The sequence below is a fragment of the Corallococcus exiguus genome (assembly GCF_009909105.1).
GTDB lineage: Bacteria > Myxococcota > Myxococcia > Myxococcales > Myxococcaceae > Corallococcus > Corallococcus exiguus.
Window position 1 is genome coordinate 39763 of record NZ_JAAAPK010000004.1, and the last position, 18690, is coordinate 58452.

At 66.3% G+C, this 18690-nt stretch carries 9 protein-coding genes and 3 pseudogenes; 5 read left to right on the forward strand and 7 right to left on the reverse strand.

The features are described 5' to 3' along the window. Nucleotides 1–103: 103 nt before the first annotated feature. A complete protein-coding gene (locus GTZ93_RS16220) occupies nucleotides 104–1195 on the forward strand; it encodes a right-handed parallel beta-helix repeat-containing protein (protein WP_161662867.1) in 1092 nt (363 codons plus the stop codon). Nucleotides 1196–1570: 375 nt separating this feature from the next. Here GTZ93_RS16220 and GTZ93_RS16225 read toward each other — a convergent pair whose 3' ends face one another. Both GTZ93_RS16225 and GTZ93_RS16230 read right to left on the reverse strand, forming a co-directional pair. Beyond that, nucleotides 1571–2464, reverse strand: coding sequence for an RNA polymerase subunit sigma-70 (locus GTZ93_RS16225; RefSeq protein WP_139915303.1), 894 nt, complete (start codon nucleotides 2462–2464; stop codon nucleotides 1571–1573). Next, complete coding sequence (locus tag GTZ93_RS16230; RefSeq protein ID WP_167548161.1) at nucleotides 2461–5571, reverse strand: tetratricopeptide repeat protein; 3111 nt, start codon at nucleotides 5569–5571, stop codon at nucleotides 2461–2463. Before GTZ93_RS16230 ends, GTZ93_RS16225 begins: the two co-directional genes overlap by 4 nt. 155 nt (nucleotides 5572–5726) lie before the next feature. Between GTZ93_RS16230 and GTZ93_RS16235 the strand changes: the two genes are divergently transcribed. The 3 genes from GTZ93_RS16235 (at nucleotide 5727) to GTZ93_RS16245 (ending at nucleotide 8558) form a co-directional block, all read left to right on the forward strand. Beyond that, entirely contained in the window at nucleotides 5727–5954 is a 228-nt protein-coding gene (locus GTZ93_RS16235; protein WP_139915301.1) for a hypothetical protein, read from the forward strand. 3 nt (nucleotides 5955–5957) lie between these two features. Continuing rightward, nucleotides 5958–7514, forward strand: coding sequence for an RCC1 domain-containing protein (locus GTZ93_RS16240; RefSeq protein ID WP_139915300.1), 1557 nt, complete (start codon nucleotides 5958–5960; stop codon nucleotides 7512–7514). Nucleotides 7515–7823: 309 nt separating this feature from the next. Next, nucleotides 7824–8558 carry a hypothetical protein gene (locus tag GTZ93_RS16245; protein ID WP_139915299.1) on the forward strand — a complete coding sequence of 245 codons (735 nt, stop codon included), beginning with the start codon at nucleotides 7824–7826 and terminating at the stop codon, nucleotides 8556–8558. A gap of 291 nt (nucleotides 8559–8849) precedes the next feature. On the opposite strand, the pseudogene GTZ93_RS43470 reads toward GTZ93_RS16245, so the two are convergent. From GTZ93_RS43470 to GTZ93_RS16270, 5 genes and pseudogenes are all read right to left on the reverse strand, one after another. After that, nucleotides 8850–9582: pseudogene (locus GTZ93_RS43470) on the reverse strand (IS3 family transposase); the annotation flags it as partial. 17 nt (nucleotides 9583–9599) lie between these two features. After that, a pseudogene (locus GTZ93_RS16255) lies at nucleotides 9600–9833 on the reverse strand (IS30 family transposase); the annotation flags it as partial. Nucleotides 9834–10235: 402 nt separating this feature from the next. Continuing rightward, nucleotides 10236–13151, reverse strand: a complete 2916-nt coding sequence (locus GTZ93_RS16260; protein ID WP_139915298.1) for a cell wall anchor protein — start codon at nucleotides 13149–13151, stop codon at nucleotides 10236–10238. A gap of 492 nt (nucleotides 13152–13643) precedes the next feature. Further along, nucleotides 13644–13861 (reverse strand): annotated as a pseudogene (locus GTZ93_RS16265) (transposase); the annotation flags it as partial. A gap of 970 nt (nucleotides 13862–14831) precedes the next feature. Next, nucleotides 14832–16211, reverse strand: coding sequence for a DUF1254 domain-containing protein (locus GTZ93_RS16270; RefSeq protein WP_139915296.1), 1380 nt, complete (start codon nucleotides 16209–16211; stop codon nucleotides 14832–14834). A 1823-nt stretch (nucleotides 16212–18034) separates the two neighbouring features. On the opposite strand from GTZ93_RS16270, the gene GTZ93_RS16275 reads away from it, so the two are divergent. After that, a complete protein-coding gene (locus tag GTZ93_RS16275) occupies nucleotides 18035–18589 on the forward strand; it encodes a dihydrofolate reductase family protein (RefSeq protein WP_139915295.1) in 555 nt (184 codons plus the stop codon). Nucleotides 18590–18690: the final 101 nt, after the last annotated feature.

Below are 18690 nucleotides of genomic sequence, written 5' to 3' on the forward strand. Positions count from 1 at the left end.
AGGAAGGTCATCTCTCGAAGATGTGCTTCGTTCATGAAGAATCACCTCGTGGTACCAGAAAGGACGTTGGAGTATGCGTAAATCTATCGTATTGGCTCTCAGCATGATGGGGGTCGCCGGGGGCGGTATCATCGCGCCCGTTCAGGCTGGGGTGGTCTCCTCCGATGAGGTCACGGTGTATGTGAATTCCGCCGCTCCTATGGCGGGCACCAGGGAAGCGCGAATTCGGGATGGACTCACCCCAGAGAGGGCGGTTGCCTCTATCGCCGCAGCGGAGAAGATCCTCATGGACAGAGGAGTGCTTAAAGCCAGAGTGCTCCTCCGTGGTGGTACGTACTATCCCTGCTCGCCGATTCATTGGACCTACTCCCCGCCGGGCGGGCACATCACCTTCGGGACTGAGCCCGGAACGGGTGATGTGATCATTGACGGCTCCAGGCTGGAGTCCAGCGGGACGGAGGCTGCTGTCGCGATGAGGTCCGCCGTTGATGAGGCGTCCATTGAGACGATGGCAGCTGGTTATGGCATGACGCTCGACTCCAGTGACAGCAGCGTGGTTGTCGATGGTTACACGTTTCAGTATTTCAGGAATGGAGGCGTCAGGATCTCTGGTCAGCCTGGAGACAGGACAAGCAATATTGTCATCAGGAACAACACTTTTCAGTATATCGGCGAGAAATACAATAAAGCAGGCTCCGGGACAGGCTATGGTGGCGTCCATGTCACCAACTCGTCGGGTACTCGAATCGAGGGGAACCGGTTCTACTACCTCGTCAACGACGACAGTCCGGGCTCCATTCACGGCGTCTATCTTGCCAATTACAGTAATTCGAGTGTGATTCGAAATAATCGGTTCGGATATATTTCAGGGGATCCGATCCGCACGAGGCACAACAGCAAGAACAACATCGTCGACTCAAACAAGTTCTGGCAGGCTGGGGCCTACGCGATCTTCAGCGACTGGCGGTTCGACAATGAAGACTGCGGGAGCGGCAACGTCTTCAAGAACAACCAAGTCGGGTACTGGTCCTACAACGGCGATAAGTGGAACGAGGGTGCGCAAGGTGGGATCGATCCTGTCCGGGTTCGCCTCTGGGGCCACGATCAGGCCACGAATGCCAATCTTGGCGGGTGCAGCACCGACCCCATCACGTTCAGTGGTGACAACAGCTATGTGAGCAGCCGCCCCTGGTAAGACCTCACCCAGATAGAACGACAGTCTCCGTGTCGCATGTTCATCCGGTGAAAAGACACCTCCTTGCGTCACGAGGACGAACCCTCCAAACAGGGCCGGTGCCACACGATGAGATGCTGCGTGCGTCCGAGTTCGCCCTGGCTGTTTCTTAGGCGAGGGCGAGCTCGGGCGCCTGTCGCGGCGCCGAGATAGAGCTGAGGCAACGACTGTTGCGCAAGATAGATGCGTCGGCCCAGTTCTCTCACCCCAATGTCGTTGGCCTCTACGACGCGGGCACTGATGGCGCGAAGCGTCTCCCTGACAAGGAGGCAGGAAGTCGGCGCGTCAGAAGTGCCGGCTGTTCGGGCACCCGATGGACGCGGAGCGTAACGGGCTTCAGTCCAACATTCCAAGGAGGCTGATATCCAGTCGGCTGCTGACCAGTCCGAGAAGGCTCTCCAGTGCGAGCTGATCTTGTTTCAGCCTTGGCGCGAGTTCCATGCGAACGCGCTCGAGCAATTGCTCGCGGGCATCGGCAAGCTTGCGCGCGACGCCGGAGCGCGAGCCGCCATACATGAGCGCCAGCCGGTCCATCGTGAACCCATGGAAATGGTGCAAGCGCAGCAGGGGACGCTCCTGCTCAGGTAGCACCGCCACCGCTTTTCGGAGCGACTCGACGAGGAACTGGCGCGCGTCTTCGCGCAGCAGCGCGTACTCGGGGTCGCTCGGGGCCAGGTGACGCGCGAGTTCCTCGGGAGGTTCCGCGACGAGCTGATGGCGCTCGTCCCGGCCCACCAGCTCCCCGGTGATGCGCGCGGCGATGATGCCCACCCAGGTCAGTAGGGGCCCTCGACCTCCATAGGTCGCAATCCTCGGGGGCGTGCTGCCGCTGCTCACCAGCAGCCGCTCACGCAGTACCTGCAGCACTTCGTCCACCATGTTCGGCGACACTCTCCCGAGCCGGGCGGGGATGCGCCGGAGGATGTCCTGCTCGAAGGCCCGGAGGGCCGAGGGCTCCCCGGTGGAGCAAGCGCACGCGAGGTACAGGTCGGCACCGTGGAGGATGCGCATCACCTCTGAGGCCTTTCCCGCGGGCAGGTGCCGGGCGAGGTGCCGCATGAAGGACTCGACCGGGAGCGGCAACGTGGGCCATCCGGTCCGGGCTGCCTCGACGTGTTCGTGCAGCAGCACTTCCAGCCCCTCCACGGTCTCCAGCTCCGAGCGCTGCTCCCGTGACAGGTGCTCCCGCAGCAGCGCCGTCAGGATGCCTCTCTTCGGTTGTGAGTTCATCGCTTCACCTCTCGCCGCTGCCAGGCCAGCACCTTCTGGAGCTCCGACCGGCCTCGGACGCCCACGGACTCCAGCCGCGTCCGCGCCTCCTCGGCCATCGCGAGCGCCCGCGCCCGGTCCGGGGCGGAGCGTGTTTCCAGGAGCGCCCGGGCCAACAGAAACGCGGTCCTCCCAGCCGCCTCCGCGTCACCGGGATCGCCCCAGCGGGTCTGGATGCGCCGGGCGCGCTCGAGCAGTGGGATGGCCTGTGCCGCAGTGCCCAGCGCCAGGTGTGCCTTTCCAGTACAGGTCAGCGCGCTCGCGGAATCCACGGACTCTGGGCCCTGGACCTTCTCGGTGACCTTTCGTGCGCGCTCGCAGTACGTGAGCGCTTCCGCAGGCGCCCGGGTCGCCAGGGCCAGCTCGGCCAGGGGCAGGAGCACTGTCACCGTCCTCCCGCCCTCCAGGCCATGCGCCTCCTCCAGTAGCTTCAGCGCGTCCAGCAGGTCACGCCTGGCCTCGGGGAAGCGGCGCGCCTTCAGGTGCACCTGTCCCCGGACGGTCAGCGGTAGGGCGGCGCGCGTCGTGTCCGGGCCCAGTCCGCGCCGGACGCGCTCCAGGGCCTCGGTAGCAAGGGCAAGCGCCTCGGTGCTCTGGCCCGCCTCGTTGGAGACGACCGCCTGCTCCGAGAACGCGAAGCTGACGGTGAGGTGGTTGGGGCCCCGGGCCCGCTCGAAGATGGCGCGCGCCCGCTCGATCATGGACCGCGCCTCCTCCAGCCGGCCCTCGATGCGCGAGACCCCGGCGAGGTTGAGCAGCACCGTCCCCAGGGGGGTGATCTCCGGGTTGGAGGACGCCTCCTGGAGGGCCAGGGCTTTGCGCCAGGCGCTGACGGCCTCGGCGTGCCGGCCCATCTCCAGCGACGCCGTGGCGACCCGGTTGTAGGAAGTTACGAGGGCCGGGTTGTCGGGGCCCAGTACGCGCTCGCGCAGCTCCAGGGCTTGGCGGTGGAGTCTCAGCGCGTCCTCATAGCGGCCCTGGACAAAGCGGATGCGTCCCAACTGGTGGAGGAGGTTGGGCGTACGGAGGCTGTCCGGGCCATTCCTCCTGCGCGAGAACTCCAGGCCCTGGAGTGCCTCCTTCTCCGCCTCGGCGAGATGGCCTTGATGCTCCCGCAGCGACGACAGGCGCGAGTGCAGCTCCGTCGTGATGTCCGGGAAGCGCTCCCGCCCCAGCCGCTCGACGGCGGCCTGGGCGTGCCGGACGAGCTTCTCCGCTTCGTCGGGGCGGGACTGTTCCTCGCCCGCCACCCAGATGAGCTCCAGCCAGGTCCGCGCCTCTGTCTCTTCGTCACCCGCGGCCTCGGCCGCCCACAGGGCTTGGTAGAAGAACGCCTCCGCCTCCTTTGTCTTGTTGAGGCCCCCGAGGAACGTGCCGTGGGCCAGGAACACCTCTGCCTCCAGCGGCTTGTAGCCGAGCCCCTTCATCTCTTCGAGGAGGGCGGACGTCATCGCGAGGCCCTCCTTGAACCGGTGCGACACGAGGTGGGCGTGGGCCAGCGCCAGCTTGTGCCGTGCCTCATCCACCTGGGCGCGGAGGTCATCGGGCGGCTGGGGTCGGCTGGAGAGCCCCGGCGTGTCCCGGCATCCGACGAGGCCCTCGAGAGATACCGCCAGTTGGCGCGCGTTCTGCACCGTCTGCGCGTCGGCCTTCTCCAGCACCTCCGTGACAGCGGCGATTTGCCAGAGCCGCGCATCGAGGCACGCGGCGGTCTGCCTGGCCTGGTCCGCGGTGTCGCCTGTCGCGGCCCGACAGGCTTCCGTGCGAAGCGCCCGCCATTGAGCGGTGTGGGCATCCAGCACCGCCGCGAACTTCTCCCAGGCCTGGGCGGCAGAGGCCACGTCCGTGGCGAGGAAGGCTGCGCGGACCCGCTCGCGGCGCGCGGGACTCCAGGCCACCGCGACCTTCTCCGCGTCCTGCTCACAGCTGGCCTCGCGCCGCTGCGCCGTTGTCCCGTAGGCCGCGAGGATTCCCATCATTCCGGCCAGGGCCGTCGTGACGAGAAGCGGCACGAGTCTGCGGTGCGGCGGTGGCGCGAGGGCCGCCAGCAGGGACTGCATGGTGGGGAAGCGCTCCTCGGGCTTCGCGCTGAGCCCCCGGAGGACCGCGCGTCGAACCCGGGCCGGCACCTTCACGTCACGCTTCGGAGGGCTCAGCCGCCCTTGCTCAGAGGACTGGACCAGCTCCTTCAGTGTCTCGCCCTGGAAGGGACGCGCGCCGAAGAGGGCCTCGTGGAGTGCCACACAGAAGCTGAACTCGTCGGAGCGGGCATCCGCGCGCTGGCCTCGCACCAGCTCCGGGGCGATGTAGGCGGGCGTGCCCAGAAGCTGGCCCGTCCGGGTGAGCTGGCCCATGGGAGTGACAGGGGGCTCGGCATGCTCCTGGAGTGACGCGCCCTCCTCCTGGTGGAGGAGCCGGGCGATGCCAAAGTCCGTCACGAAGACGCGCCCATCCTTCCCGAGGAGGGCGTTGGCGGGCTTGAAGTCGCGGTGCACCAGTCCCGCGGCGTGCGCGGCGGCCAGGCCTTTTCCGGCTTCGAGGAAGACCCGTAGCACCTCCTTCCAGGGACGCGGCTGCTTCATCCACTCCGCCAGGGTGGTGCCCTCCACCAATGCCATGGCCAGGAAGACACCGTCGCCAAAGGTGCCCACGTCGTAGAGGGTGACGACATTCGGGTGGGAGAGTCGGGCCAGTGCCTGTGCCTCGCGCAGCAGCCGCTGCTGCAGTTCCTCGCGTTGGCGCCCCTCGGGGCGCAGCACCTTGAGGGCGACCCGGCGGCCGAGCTCCGGATCATCCGCGGCGTGCACGACGCCCATGGCTCCGGAGCCGAGGCGCTCCCGCACCACGTAGCGGGAAACCGTTGCGCCAGGAAGGAGCAGCGGGGGCAAAGGCTCCTTCGCGACGACCTCCGGAGCACTGGACAGGGCCCCTGCGCCCTCTCCCGCCGCCAGGACCCACCGACAGTCCGCACAGCTCTCCATGTGGGCAAGAACATGCGTCCGGTGCTCTTCGGAAAGCAGCCCGGCAAGAAAGTCCGTCAGCGTCGCTTCCTGGGGACATGTCCGCATTGGGGGACTCCGCATGAAATTCAGCTTTTACGGATATGGAGGCTCTGGAGAGAGAACGCTGACCGAGCGAGTTCCTCGGAGATTTTTTGGGACACGGGCTGGCACGTTCCCTCTTTCTCCCCGAGAGCCTGGACACCCCTGGGTCGCCCCCTGGATTGCTCCGGAACTCGCTCAAGCCGGGTGCGGTCCTCTCCACGGGCAAGGGCCACGCCTGGGGGGGGGCCAACTGGTACGGCGGCCTGTACGCCGGGAAGATCAACGGGGTCCACTACCGCTACGACAACTCGGGCAGCAAGGGCGCCAAGCTCCGTCCGCTGCCCAGCCCTGACTACTTCAAGTACGTCCACATCCCGACACTGAGGATGCTGGACGGAAAGGCCTGATTAATGATTCGCCTTTCACGGTTGATGGAATGCCTGCTCCTGCTGGGAGCGGGCTGTGTGGTTCCGAGCATCGACGACCTCTGCCCGAAGGAGGTCATCCTGGCCTATCCCGATGAGGACGGAGACGGGTACGGAGCCGCCGGCGCAGAGGGCCGTCGCATCTGCGGGCGCGTGCCCAAGGGCTACTCCACGGTGGCGGATGATTGTGACGACCGTCCCGGTGTCGGTGCGCTGTTCCATCCTGGCGTCGCGGAGGTGTGTGACGGGGTCGACAACGACTGTGATGGCCTGAACGATGAAGGCTTCATGAGGGATTTCTACGCGGACAGGGATGGCGACGGGGTGGGGGCGGGCGACGCGGTGTCGGCCTGTGTCCCGCCCCCGGCGCATGTCGCTCTCGCGGGAGATTGCGATGACAATGACGCGGAGCGCGGTCCCGGCAGGTTCGAGGTTCTCGATGGCAAGGACAACAACTGTTCCAGCACCACGGATGAAGCGCTCTTCTCCGCGGGGGAGAACCACGCGGTGGCGTTGCGCCAGGACGGAACGCTGCTTGCGTGGGGATGTAACGACTGGGGTGCGCTCGGGGATGGCACGACCCTCAGCCGTGAGGTGCCCGCGGCGGTTCCGGGCCTCACCCGCGTCATCGCCGTTGCGGCGGGTCGCTACCACACGGTGGCGCTGAGTCAGGATGGCACCGTGTGGGCATGGGGGAACAACGAGTGGGGCCAGCTCGGCCTGGGAGCGGCGGCTCCCACGACGAGGGGGCCCACCCAGGTTCCAGGCCTTGCGGAGGTGACTGCCATCTCCGTGGGGCTGGCCCACTCCGTGGCGCTGCGGCGCGACGGCACGGTCTGGGCGTGGGGCCACAACGTCAACGGAGAGGTGGGGGACGGGAGCAACGTCAATCGCTTCAGCCCCGTGCAGGTGATTGGCGTCTCGAACGTCGTCGCGGTGGCTGCGGGCGCCATTCACACCGTGGCCTTGCAAAGAGGTGGCACGGTCTGGTCATGGGGGTTCAACGGGAATGGTCAGCTCGGGGATTCGACGGGGGAGAACCGCTCCGTGCCCGGCCGGGTCTGGGGGCTGACGGAGGCCAAGACGGTGGACTCCCACGGGGACCACACCGTGGCCTTGATGCGGGATGGCACCGTGTGGGCCTGGGGGCGGAACAACTGGGGGCAGCTCGGAGATGGGACGGCCACTCTCCGTCTCACGCCCGTGCAGGTTGCGATTCCGGAGGACGTTTTCGCCGTCTCCGGAGGGGGCGACCACACGGTGGCCCTGGGCCGGGACGGGAGCGTCTGGGCCTGGGGAAGCAACGAAAGAGGCCAACTGGGGTTCGGAACGGCCAGCGGCAGCCGGATGCCGGTGCGGGTGTATGGGATTGGAGAGGTGGTTTCCATCGCCGCCGGCTGGTCGAACACCCTGGCGGTGCAACGGGATGGCACCTTCTGGGCCTGGGGACGCAATCAGTGCGGACAGATAGGGGACGGGACGATGTTAGATAGAACGGTTCCGACGTCGGTGCCGATCCTGGACTACTCAATGGGGGATTGAGGAGGCCAGTCTGGAGTTGCTGAGCTGGGCACTGCTCGCCGAGGAGGACCCGGCCAGTCCCGCCGTTGCGAGCACCGTCGAGGCGTTCGATGTGCTCGGGCAGAGGCTTCACTGCCCGGATGACTGACGCGCCCAATAGGGTACCCATCCTCCGAAGTTTCTGGAGTTTGTTGATTGGGAGACGATTCTTGTATGTCGAATTCTCGCCCCTGGGGGAGATGCCTATCGCTCGCCGTGAGCCTGTTGGTGGTCCTGCCACCGCGCGCCGCCCGGGCGGAAACTGAGGTTGAACGCCATATTGCCGAGGCCGTGCGCCTCTACGAGGAACTCGAGTATGAGCTGGCGCTGGAGCAGCTCGAACGCGCCAGCAAGGTGAGCCATGGCACGGAGGAGGAGGTCACCCGCTCTCTCTACATGGGCCTCATCAGCGCCGACCTGGGCAGATGGGCGGCGGCCCGCGCTGCGTTCCGGTCGGCGCTCATGCTCAATCCTGATGCTCGGCTGCCGCTCCGCACTGCTCCCAAGGTGGTGGCTGCGTTCGAGTCACAACAGGAGAAGGTCCAGGCGGAGCGAGCCCGGACGCGCACGGACATGCTCCAGCTCGCGAAGTCACGGCCTCCGGCGCCGGATCGCGTGATACCTCCGGAGCTTGACAAGGTATCGCCCCTTCCGGCGGAGCCCCGGGAGCAGGTGGCGCGGCCAGACCTGGTGCCCGCTCGTCCTGACGAAGCATCGAGGCAGTTGGTGGCGGAGAGACCGTGGACGCGCAGTGTGCCAATCGTGAGCGTGGTGCTGCTGGGAGTGGGAGTCGCTGCCGGAGGTGTGGGGACGTATTGCGGCCTGTCGTCCCGGCGCCAGCTCGATGAGGTGCGAGGGACGCTGTTTCGCACAGAGATGATGGGGCCGCATGCGCAGGCACAGCGCAGTGCGACGACGGCCAACATCCTCCTTGGGACGGCGGGCATGGCGGCGGCCGGAGCGGTGGTGACGTGGCTCCTCATAGGAGACAAGGGGACTGCCACGGTGCAGAGAGGTGTGCGATGAGGGGGCTGATTCCGTGGCGCGTGGCACTGGGGCTGATGCTTGCCGGGTGCACCGTGCCCAGCTGGGAAGAACTCGCGCGCGAGAGTGCCGTCAAGGTGGTGGTCTCTTTCGACTTCAAGGCGGGCTGCATCTCCGTAAGGGCAACCCCGACAGCAACAAGCTCGAGGGCACGGCAAACGTGTGGGGCCGCGAGCCCTCCACGCGGGTGGCGCCCCCCAATGTCAGCCTGGTTGTCGCCTCGGCGGACCAGCTGGGATGACTGGGCGTGGCCCGGTTCCGTAGACAAGTTGGTTACGCTGCCAGCCTACTTGTTGTGGCCACTCGCTCGAACTCGACGGGGCTGAGATAGCCCAGGGCGGAGTGGCGCCGTTTCCGGTTGTAGAATACCTCGATGTACTCGAACAGTGCGCACCGGGCCTGCTCGCGCGTCTTGAAGCGGGTGACGTAGACGAGTTCCAGCTTCAGAGTGGAGAAGAAGCTCTCCGCCACCGCGTTGTCCCAGCAGTTGCCTTTGCGCGACATGCTGCACTCAATTGCGACTGAAGAGGTCCAGCAGCACCGCCAGGTACAACCAGCCCTCCTCGGTCCACACGTAGGTGATGTCGCCGGCCCACGTGCGATTGGGCTGGCCGGGGCGGAAGTTCCTCTCCAGCGTGTTCGGCGCCACCGGATGGCGGTGGGTCGAGTCGGTGGTTCGCACGAAGCGGCGACGGGGCCGAGCGCGCACGTCCGCCTGGCGCATCAGTCGCGCCACGCGCTTGCGAGCCACGCGCCGACCTCGCGCCTTCAGCTCCGCGTGCACGCGCGGAGCCCCGTACGTCCCTCGGCTCTCCTGGTGGATGGCCAGCACCTCGATGCGGAGGGCCCGGTCGCTCTTCTTGTGCTCGGACTCGGGTCTGTTCGCCCAGGCGTAGTAGCCGCTGCGCGAGACGCCCAGGTGACGACAGAGGACTGCCACCGGGAAAAGGGCCTTCTCCGCGTGGATGAAGGAGAACTTCACTTCATCTCCTTCGCGAAGAAGGCCGCGGCACGCTCAACCGTTCAGCGCAACACGCTCTCTAGCTTCTCCGCAGGAGAAAGGAAATCGAGCGTCTTGCGTGGGCGTCGGTTGAGGCGAGCTGCAATCGCGTTGAGCTGGGCCTGCGAGTAGGAGGACAGGTCCGTCCCATCGGGGAAGTACTGGCGCAGAAGGCGATTGGTGTTCTCGTTCGTCCCTCGCTGCCAGGGGCTCTGCGGGTCGCAGAAGTAGACTTGGGCCTTGTACTCGACTGTGAACTCTCGGCGCGGCCTCCTGGGCTTCTTCTGCTTCTCCTCGTTCGCGGACATCCCGGGCTCCTTCCATCACATCTCGGGTGTCTACGGAACTGGGCTACTCCCATCTCCATCGCGTGGACTCCCTCGCAGCGGGCGCAGCTGCCCCGCAGGTTCGCAAGGAGTCTGACGCGGAGACCTCCGTGCCGCACGTCGCTTCCGAGGAGAGGCATCAGGCCCGGCGATGCGCGCGGGGACCGGTGCTCATGCTCCGGTCTGCGGGTGTGCCTGGGCTTCAGGCGGGACGCCGTGTGTACGACCGCGTGAACGGCGGCGCCGAGCGCGAGCTCCCAGCTCGGAACAGCAAGGCCGGCCATGGGGACGTGCCCCACGACCGGCCTTGCTCCTCGGCGTGTCGACGCGGTCCTACCGCAGGGGCACGCGCTTGAGCCTGAAGGGCGAGGGGCTCTCGCTCATCGTGAAGTAGCTCGCGCCGTTGGCCTCGTACTCGATCGCCTCACCCTGGCCCTCGGAGGTGTCGGTCAGCGTGACGGGCGTCGCGAAGACGGCCGACTCGAAGCCAAGTCCCGGCGTCGCACGGAACTCGTAGACAGTGCGGTAGGTGCGAAGGAGGAAGCGATCCGCGCATGGGTGGATCGCCGCCGCGGTCGCGGCCGAGAAGTTGGCGTCTCCGTTCAGCGGCAGCTGGATCGTGTGGACGTGGATCAGCGTGGCCTGCACGCCCGGCGTCAGCGGCTGGGGGAACTTGTACACGCCGCTCTGCCCCGTGCCCCCGTTCTTGGTGACGACGTAGATGTCCCCGGTGGTGGGGTGCACCATCAGCGACTCCGCGTCCTTCGCGCCGTCCGGATAGACGAACGGGAAGGCCTCGGCGACGAGCCCCCCCGAGGTCTGGCCGTTGGCGAGATCCGGCTCGGGCACGCGGTAGATCGTGAACGACGTGGGGCTGCCACCCGGAGGGAAGTTGGCGCTCCACTTCCCGATGTCACCGATGAAGATGCACGAGCCGCTCGGGCAGGGCCCGGTTGCGAGGTCCTCCCAGTCGGCCGGCGTCACGTTGGTCACGTTGAACGTGCCGATCGTGCTCGCGTTGAGGGGGTTGATCGCGACGATCGCGGTGGTGTCCTCGTTGTGCACGTAGAGCGCGTTGCCGACCACGCGGCTCGCGGCCAGGCCCGAGGGCTCCACGATTTCCGGCGCGGTCACGGTGCCCTGGAGCGTGAAGGTGCTCGCGTACGTGTCGCCGACCATGCAACTGGGGGCGTTGGCGGCGCGCAGGACGATCACGTGCGCGGTGTTGGTCTGCACGAACGCGGAGCTGCCGGAGAGGCTCGTCTGGAGGCCCGGCGCGGTGAGCGACCGGTAGGCCGCATTGAAGAGCAGTCCATTGGTGTGACCCAGGCACGCGTCGAAGGCCTCGGTGAAGCCGAGCGGCGGCTCGATGCCGGTGGCAGGGCAGGTGGCGTCCGGCCAGACCTGTGAGCCGTACCAGACGGCGAGGCCACCCGCGCTGCCGGTCACCACGTCGGGCACGGTGAACGACGCGGAGTCGCCGTTCTTCTGGCCTGCGTGCACGTCGATTGGCTGGATCGGATCGACGCCGCTGAAGGCCTCCACGCTCCCCGCCATGTGGGTGGTCGCGTCCAGTCCGAACGCGTAGCTCGCGGGCTCGGAGGCGCCCGCGACGCGGTAGAAGATCCAGGTGCGGATGGCCCAGGCGCTCTGCTCCGAGCGCAGGAACGTCCAGCCGGCGGGCGGCGTGACGGTCGCGGAGATGTTGTTGCGCACGGTCACCCGCGCGATGAGCGCGTCGTTGGCCTCGGTCCCCGACGGCTTGGGGATCGACAGCGAAGCGATCGACAGGCCGCTGTGGCGCGAGCTCCCACGCAACGCGACCCCCGAGGACGGTGCGACCTCGGCGCGGCGAAGGGCGACGACCTGCGCGACGTTGGTCTCGGCGAACGTCGAGCTCCCGTTGAACGGTCCCTGGATGCCGGCACCGGCGAGGGGCATGAAGGCGGCGTTGAAGACGAGGCCCTGGGACGAGGACACCAAGCAGGTGTCGTAGGTCTCGGCGAAGCCCACGGGGGGCTCGATCGCCGGGGTCGGACACGCGGCGCCGGTCCACGCCTGCGCGCCGAACCAGACGGCAGCCCCGCCCGCGGTCGAGGTGCTCAGCTGCGGCGTCGTGAAGGCCGTCGAGCCGCTGTTGCTCTTGCCGGCGTGCGTGTCGATCGGGTTGGCCGGATTGACGCCGGCATACGCCACGAGGTTGCCGACGAGGTTGCTCGCGATGGAACTCTGGAACGTGTGGCTCGCGGGCTCGCTGGCGGTGGCGACGCGGACGAAGATCCAGCCGCGGATGCTCCAGGTGCTCATGTCGGTGCGCACCAGCGTCCAACCCGCAGGCGGGGTGAGCTCGGCGCCGATCTGGTTCCGGTTCGCAAGGTGCGCCAGCAGCACGTTACCGGCGGCGACGCCCGTAGGGGTCGAGAGGGTCAGGCTGGTGACCGTCTTGCCGCTCGCGTGCGTGGTGCCGACGAGGGTGATCTCCCCGGTGGCCGGCGGCTGGAGGGGACGCAGCACCACCGCGTGCGTGATGTTGGTGTTGGGGAGCGTGGAGCTGCCGGTGAAGGCGGGCTGGGCACCTGCGGCCCCGAGCTCCGAGGTGGCGGCGCTGTGCAGCACGCCGCGCGACGACGAGACGAGGCAGGTGTCGAGCTGCTCGGTGAAGCCCGTCGGAGGGGTGTGGACCGCGGGGCACGCGGCGCCTCCCCAGACCTGGGCCGAGAACCACACTGCGAGGCCGTTCGCGGACGACGTGGTGGCGACGGGCAGCGCGAGGCTCGCGCTGTTGCCATTCTTCTGGCCCACGTGCACGTCGATCGGCTGGAGCGGATCCGCGCCCGACACCGCGACCAGGGTGGCCGCCATGGAGCTGGCGAGGTCGAGGGTGAAGGTGTGACTGCTCGGCTCGGCCGCGCTGGCCACGCGGAGGAAGAGCCAGGACTTGATGGCCGAGGCGCTCTGCTCGGAGCGCAGCAGCGTCCAGCCAGCGGGTGGGGTGGCGACGGCGGTGACGGCCTCGCGATTGCTCAGCTGCATCACCAACACATCTCCGGCGGCCGTACCGACGGGGGTGGGGATGGAGAGGGTGGTGGTGGCCAGGCCGCTCGCGCTGGTGGTTCCTCGCACGGAGAGCGTGGAGAGGCCCTGGGCCGTCGTCGCATCCTGTACGTCGTCGGGCTGCGCGAGCTCAGTCGTTCCACAGGCGGCCATCAGTAGGGCGGCCGCGAGCCACAGACTTCGGAATGGGGTCATGAGGTTTCGATCGGGTGTCGACTCACCGGACTGGAGGTCCGGGAATCGGCCATGTGAAGGACCCCGAAGTGCGAAGCGCAATCGACTGTCATGACACGGGAAAGCTGCCGTGAAATGGTTGGGATCGTCGGGTGTCATCGAAAGAAGGTGGCAGTCCTGTCCATGCGGTCACGCGGAGTACTTGGAGAACGCGAAGCCCAAAGATATCTGCGCACGGTGCAAGGGCCGAAGGGCGGTCGGCACCCCGAGGGGTGGGCCTCCAGGCAAGCCTCGTGACCGTGGCTGTGACCGGCTCGTGACGTCAGCAGAACGGTGCTGACATCCTGTGATCTGGAGCGTGCCTGGAACTGTGGGCTTCGTCGAGCTCGTGGGGCACGAAGCCCTTGGAGGCCCTGCGCTTCGGGCGTCCGACCAAGAGGGAGTCGATTGGGGTGTGCTGTGTTCGTGGCCGCTGCGTGATGTTTGAGTTGCTCTGCGTCAGTAGAGCCGATCTCAGAATTGGCGCATGAGGATGAGAGCGCAGGCGAGGTGGAGAAACCCGAGGAAGTTCTCGGCTTTCACCTCGTAGCGGGTGACGAGGCGCCGGAAGAAGCGGAGCCAGGCGAAGTAGCGTTCCACCTTCCAGTGTCGCTCGTAGCGCCGCGGCTCGCGCCCGTCCTGGGGGCCTTGCGCTTGCGGCCCCTGCGGTATGCGGCAATCAGCTTCACGCCACGCTCGTCCCAGACTCGCTCGTCGAGTTCGCTCACACCTGCCGCCAGGTATCGAGCCGCTGCGGAAACCCATCAGACTTCAGCGGGTTGTCTCGCTCAATTTCGAGATTGGCTCTACGCTGCCCACTTTGGTAAGCGCGACGCTTCCCGGAGGAGGCCCTTCCTCCGGGGTTGCCTGGCGCGGGGCGCCTTGGGACTGAGAGGCGTTGGATGCGCCACGCACCAGCGGGACCGCCGAAGCACCACGAACCCGCAGGAGGGTGGGCACTGTGCGGAGTCTTGGCGCTCTCGGAGGCTCTTGGGGCCCCCTTCAATCGGGGACCGATTGAATGTCCGCAAACTACATGGTTGGGGCCTCCCGTCCATGGTTTTGCGCCTCTCGGCGCCCGCTTCGCAAGGAGTGCGTGGCGGCATTGCTCGTGGGCTCGCGGGCGAAGCATGGGGTAGGCGAAGGTCGCATGGCCTCGACGCGCGCGCAGATGCAGGGACGAAGCTCTGCCCAGGCGGCTCCGTGGTCCATGGCGGCCGGCCTGGCCGGCGTCCGCGGCCTGCGAGGGCAGGCCTCCGCAGGCGTTGTCGAGCCAGCCCCGCCATGCCTCGAACACTGGATGGGTTGGTAAGGCTTGCAGGGCGGCTGGGGCGCGGACGGTAGGTGGGACGCTCGACTTTGACGTATTGGGTATCGCGCCAGCCGTGGCGGCAAGGTGCGAATCTGACCATCGTTGCTGACAAGGCTTCCGCGGACGGGTACGCGCCACGTCCGGCGTCCGCGTTCTCATCCATGGTTGTTCCCCATGATGAGTCTCAGGTGCGCGTTGGGAAGCGCGTCTGGCTGCCCTTCCTCCGCGCGCGCCCACATCCCGTGTTCACTCTCCTGGGCTCATACTGATTCACGACTCAGTCAGATGTGTCGTGAATCAGGCCCGCCTGGAGATGCGAGATGCGAGCGACTCCGGCGTACCAGAGTGGGTCAGCTGCTCTTCTCCGACGCGGGGCCCACGCGCTTCATCGGAGGGGGACTCCACCTGTCCGTGCCTTCGTATGCGCGAGGCTCCGGGACGTAGATTCGCATGACCGCGTAGAACGGGGCCGCGGGGGCGGGCAGCCAGTTCATCTTCCCCCCCACTTCCACTGGAGGGCAGGTCGTCTGGAGGTAGAAGGTGATGGAGCCGTCATCCCCCGGCTTGAACTCGCCCTTCTCCAGCATCGCGCTATTCACCAGGTAGCGCTCGAGGGGGTTGTTGATGAGCAATTGGGTCCTGGCATCATACATCGTGATGGACCAGAACGCCTGGGCCGGTGGCATGTCGTCTTTGGGGAGGGTGATCGCGTATCGAGACGTCGAGCCATCCGGTATCTGGCCCTCATCATCCACGCTGTACATCGGGTAGATGGCTTCCTCCTTGGAGTTCCCGTAGATGCCGATCTTCGCTCCCGCGAAGCGGTACAGGTAGTTGTTGTTGTTGGCTTCTCGCGTACCGAAAAAGTCGTTCGAGTCCGCCTCGCCCGCGGCGACTTGCCTGTTGAGGTCGTCGAAGTCCTTCCAGGCATCGGCAATGCCGTCTTCGAAAGCCTTGAGCATGTCGGGGCTCAGGGACTTCACATCGAACGGCAGGCCGGCGCCCACTCCGATTCGAGCGAAGCGCTCCATCAGCCCCACCTCGGTGGGATTGGTGGGGCAGAACTGGAGCATGAAATTGATGACGCCGAAGACCTCGGGGGTCTTGCCCTTGGCTCCCGTGACGGGGAGCGGCCACTTGATGGGAGGGGCAGGGGGCGGCTTCGAGTCTCCGCGAAACTCACTCAGGGTCTGGACCCTGTACTGACTCTGGAGGGCCTGGACGGCGGAGATTTCACCCGGGTCGAAGAGTTGCGTGCGTCCGATCAGCAGGGCGAAATGGCTCTCGCTGTAGCAGATGCCAGCGAAATCGGACCTGTCCCCGCCGCCCTCCCACGAGGGGCCCGCCAGCAGGAAGTGGCCGCCACCGTTCCCGGTAGCCCGCGTGCCGATGTAGCTGAAGTTGTACGTGTAGAGGTCGATCAACTGGAACGAGAAGTAGCGGTTGTCCGGCACCATGGCCGGCACGCTGATCACCAGGGGCTCTGCCCTGAGGTCCACGCTGATGAATGAGTAGGGGGTATCGGAGTTCGGCGTCACGATGGCCGTGTCCGCCGGGGTGAACACCTTGGAGTCATTGAAGATCTGATTGAAGGGAGCCTTGTAGTTCGGGTTCTCCGGATCAATGGAGTAGGCATGGATCGTGTTGTAATTCTCGGAGAGAGGCCATCCATACAGATAGGCATCCTTGGCGATGGCGCGCGCCTCGGTGAGGCTGATTGTAATAGGCATGTCACTCCTTGGTTTGGGGAGCAAAAACGATATGGATTTTGAACATCCCCTCGCAAGCGGCAAAGTCAAGCGCCTGTGTTTTCCTGTTTTCTAATAAGGCGTTGCTCGGGTGGATGGTGATGGGTGTCGCGGCGGGTCGGGCTGTGCGGCTCGACTCGGGGCTGCACCAGGGGCGACGCGGCGGCGGTGAGGTGGGGCGTACATCCTCTGCCTGCTGATGAGTTCCACTCCCTATTCATCAATCCAAGCGTGATGTTCTACGTCGTGCTCAAAGCAAGTGACTCCGGCATGGAAGCCCCGCCGTTGACGGATCCGCGAGGGGCGCTGCCGCTCGTTTCACCTGCTGGCGCGGGCGGCCCGCAGCGGTTCCGATGCGCGAGTATCGGGGGGCTTTGCCCCGGCCGCCGTGGAATTCGTGCTGAAGGGCTTGGATGAGCTTGGTGTGGACGAGCATGCCTCGACGGTGCGGGCCTGCATGCTCGCGCTCTTCGGCGCCAGTCCTCCGGAGATGCAGAATGAGCGTCGCCGGATAAAGGAAGCGGAGCGGTACTGGCATTAAGCTGAAGCTGTCGCTCCTCGTGCGCCAGTTGGCATCGGCTGGCGTGCAGCTCGCCATGCGGACTGTGGGCCCTGGACTGTCCTACGAGAGAGACTGCTACGGGCGTCTTGCATTGCTGACGCGGCTTGACTTGCTCCGACAGACTCGTGTCGGAGACCGCTTCGTTCTTGGCGAATCGCTTACATCATTAGCGGCGCCCAGGAACGCACGCCTGTCGGGAATCAACTCGTCAACGAAGAGACATCCGGGGGCGTTGTTTGTCTTCGTGTCCTACGTCATCGAAAACCTGGGCAACGCTCCGGCCGCCGTTGTTGGCGCGGGACTGAAGTTGGTGGTTCCAGAGCAGGGGCTTCTGGGCTCGAAGACTGTCGAGGTGGCGCTTCACGTTCCGTTCTCTCGGTTGACTGCCACGAGGGGCCAACCCGCCGCTGAAATGCTCCGAGCTGTCCTGGCGGGAGGGAAGCGAAGCAACCCTGGGCCGTGGATTGTTGGAATCGGCCGCCCGTGGTGGCTGACAAGACTGTCAACCACTCTTGGCCTCTCTCTCCCAAACGGGTGGAAGAGCGGTCCCAGGGAATCAAGCGGGAAGCTGCGAAAAGCAAAAAGGCCCTGCCGGTTTAGGGCAGGGCCTTCTTTTTTTGCTCCCCGAAAGAAGCCCTGCGCGAACTCGTTCTCGGTTTTTCTCTGAGAGGACTCAAACTCTCTGAGGGCCGAAAACCGAGTGATATCCAGCGGTTTCAAAGAAGGGGCTGGGGCCCCATTCAATCGGGGACCGATTGAATGTCCGCAAACTACATGGTGGGGGCCTCCCGTCCATGGTTCTGCTCCTCTCGGCGCCGTCTTCACAAGGAGTGCGTGGTGGTGGCGCGCGTGGGCTCGCGGGCGACGCGCTGAGGTGGGTGAATGTCGCATGCTTCGAGGCGCGCGCAGGTGCAGGGACGAAGCTCTGCCCAGGCGGCTTCGTGGCCCATGGCGGCCGGCCTGGCCCGCGTCCACGGCCGCCGCGGGTGGCCGTTGGGCCAGCCGCGCCTGACCGCCGGGCGGCTTGGCTCCGTCCGCTACTGTCGCGTCCACTGCCACCGGACGAACGGGCTTGGAGTGGGGCGAGGGGCAGGTCTGGTTTCTGCGCGCAGTGCGCAGCAGATCCGGGTGATGGATTGGATGGTGTCGAGTTTCTGCTCGCCGATACCCACCGGGGATGGGGCATTGCGTCGATGGCTCGGGCTGCTGCGCTCAAGGCGCGCTTTTCGTAGAATCCCACGCCATGGGCCTCCTCACCTTCGGTCTCAATGTGACTTTGGACGGGTGCATCGATCACACCCAGGGGATCGTGGACGACGAGCTGCACGACTATTGGAGGCAGCTCATGGAGCAGAGCGGGGCGATGCTCTTCGGGCGCAACACCTACGAGCTGATGGAGGGAGCCTGGCCCGCGGTGGCACGCGACGAAAAGGCGCCGCGCGCGATGCGCGAGTGGGCACAGAAGCTCGAGGCGAAGGCGAAGTACGTCGTGTCGGGCTCGCGGAGCGACTTTCCGTGGCAGAACACGATCAAGGTGGAGGGTGACCTTCGCGAGGCGATCTCGGCGCTGAAAGCGAAGACCGAGCGGGGTGTCCTCGTCGGAGCGCCCAAGCTCGCGGCTGCGCTCGAGGAGTGGGGGCTCATCGAGGAGTACCGCATCGTCGTTCATCCCATCATCAGTGGCCGCGGGCCGACGTTGTTCCATGGCCTGTCGAGTGCGCGGCATCTCGAGCTCCTCTCGACGCAGCGGTTCAAGTCCGGCGTGCAGGCGCTCCACTTCCGTCGCAAAGCGGGATGAGCGTGGAAGGACCCGAGCGCTTCACCGGCGGCTGCGCCTGTGCGGCAGCGTCCGCATCGTCGCGTCGGGGTGGGGTTGCTGAGCTCCAGCCTGCAGGCGCT

Excerpts from the sequence above, each read along its gene's own strand:
- GTZ93_RS16230 (WP_167548161.1), bottom strand. The coding sequence starts at position 5,571 with ATGCGGACATGTCCCCAGGAAGCGACGCTGACGGACTTTCTTGCCGGG.
- GTZ93_RS16220 (WP_161662867.1), top strand. The coding sequence starts at position 104 with ATGATGGGGGTCGCCGGGGGCGGTATCATCGCGCCCGTTCAGGCTGGG.
- GTZ93_RS16225 (WP_139915303.1), bottom strand. The coding sequence starts at position 2,464 with ATGAACTCACAACCGAAGAGAGGCATCCTGACGGCGCTGCTGCGGGAG.
- GTZ93_RS16275 (WP_139915295.1), top strand. The coding sequence starts at position 18,035 with ATGGGCCTCCTCACCTTCGGTCTCAATGTGACTTTGGACGGGTGCATC.
- GTZ93_RS16240 (WP_139915300.1), top strand. The coding sequence starts at position 5,958 with ATGATTCGCCTTTCACGGTTGATGGAATGCCTGCTCCTGCTGGGAGCG.
- GTZ93_RS16270 (WP_139915296.1), bottom strand. The coding sequence starts at position 16,211 with ATGCCTATTACAATCAGCCTCACCGAGGCGCGCGCCATCGCCAAGGAT.
- GTZ93_RS16260 (WP_139915298.1), bottom strand. The coding sequence starts at position 13,151 with ATGACCCCATTCCGAAGTCTGTGGCTCGCGGCCGCCCTACTGATGGCC.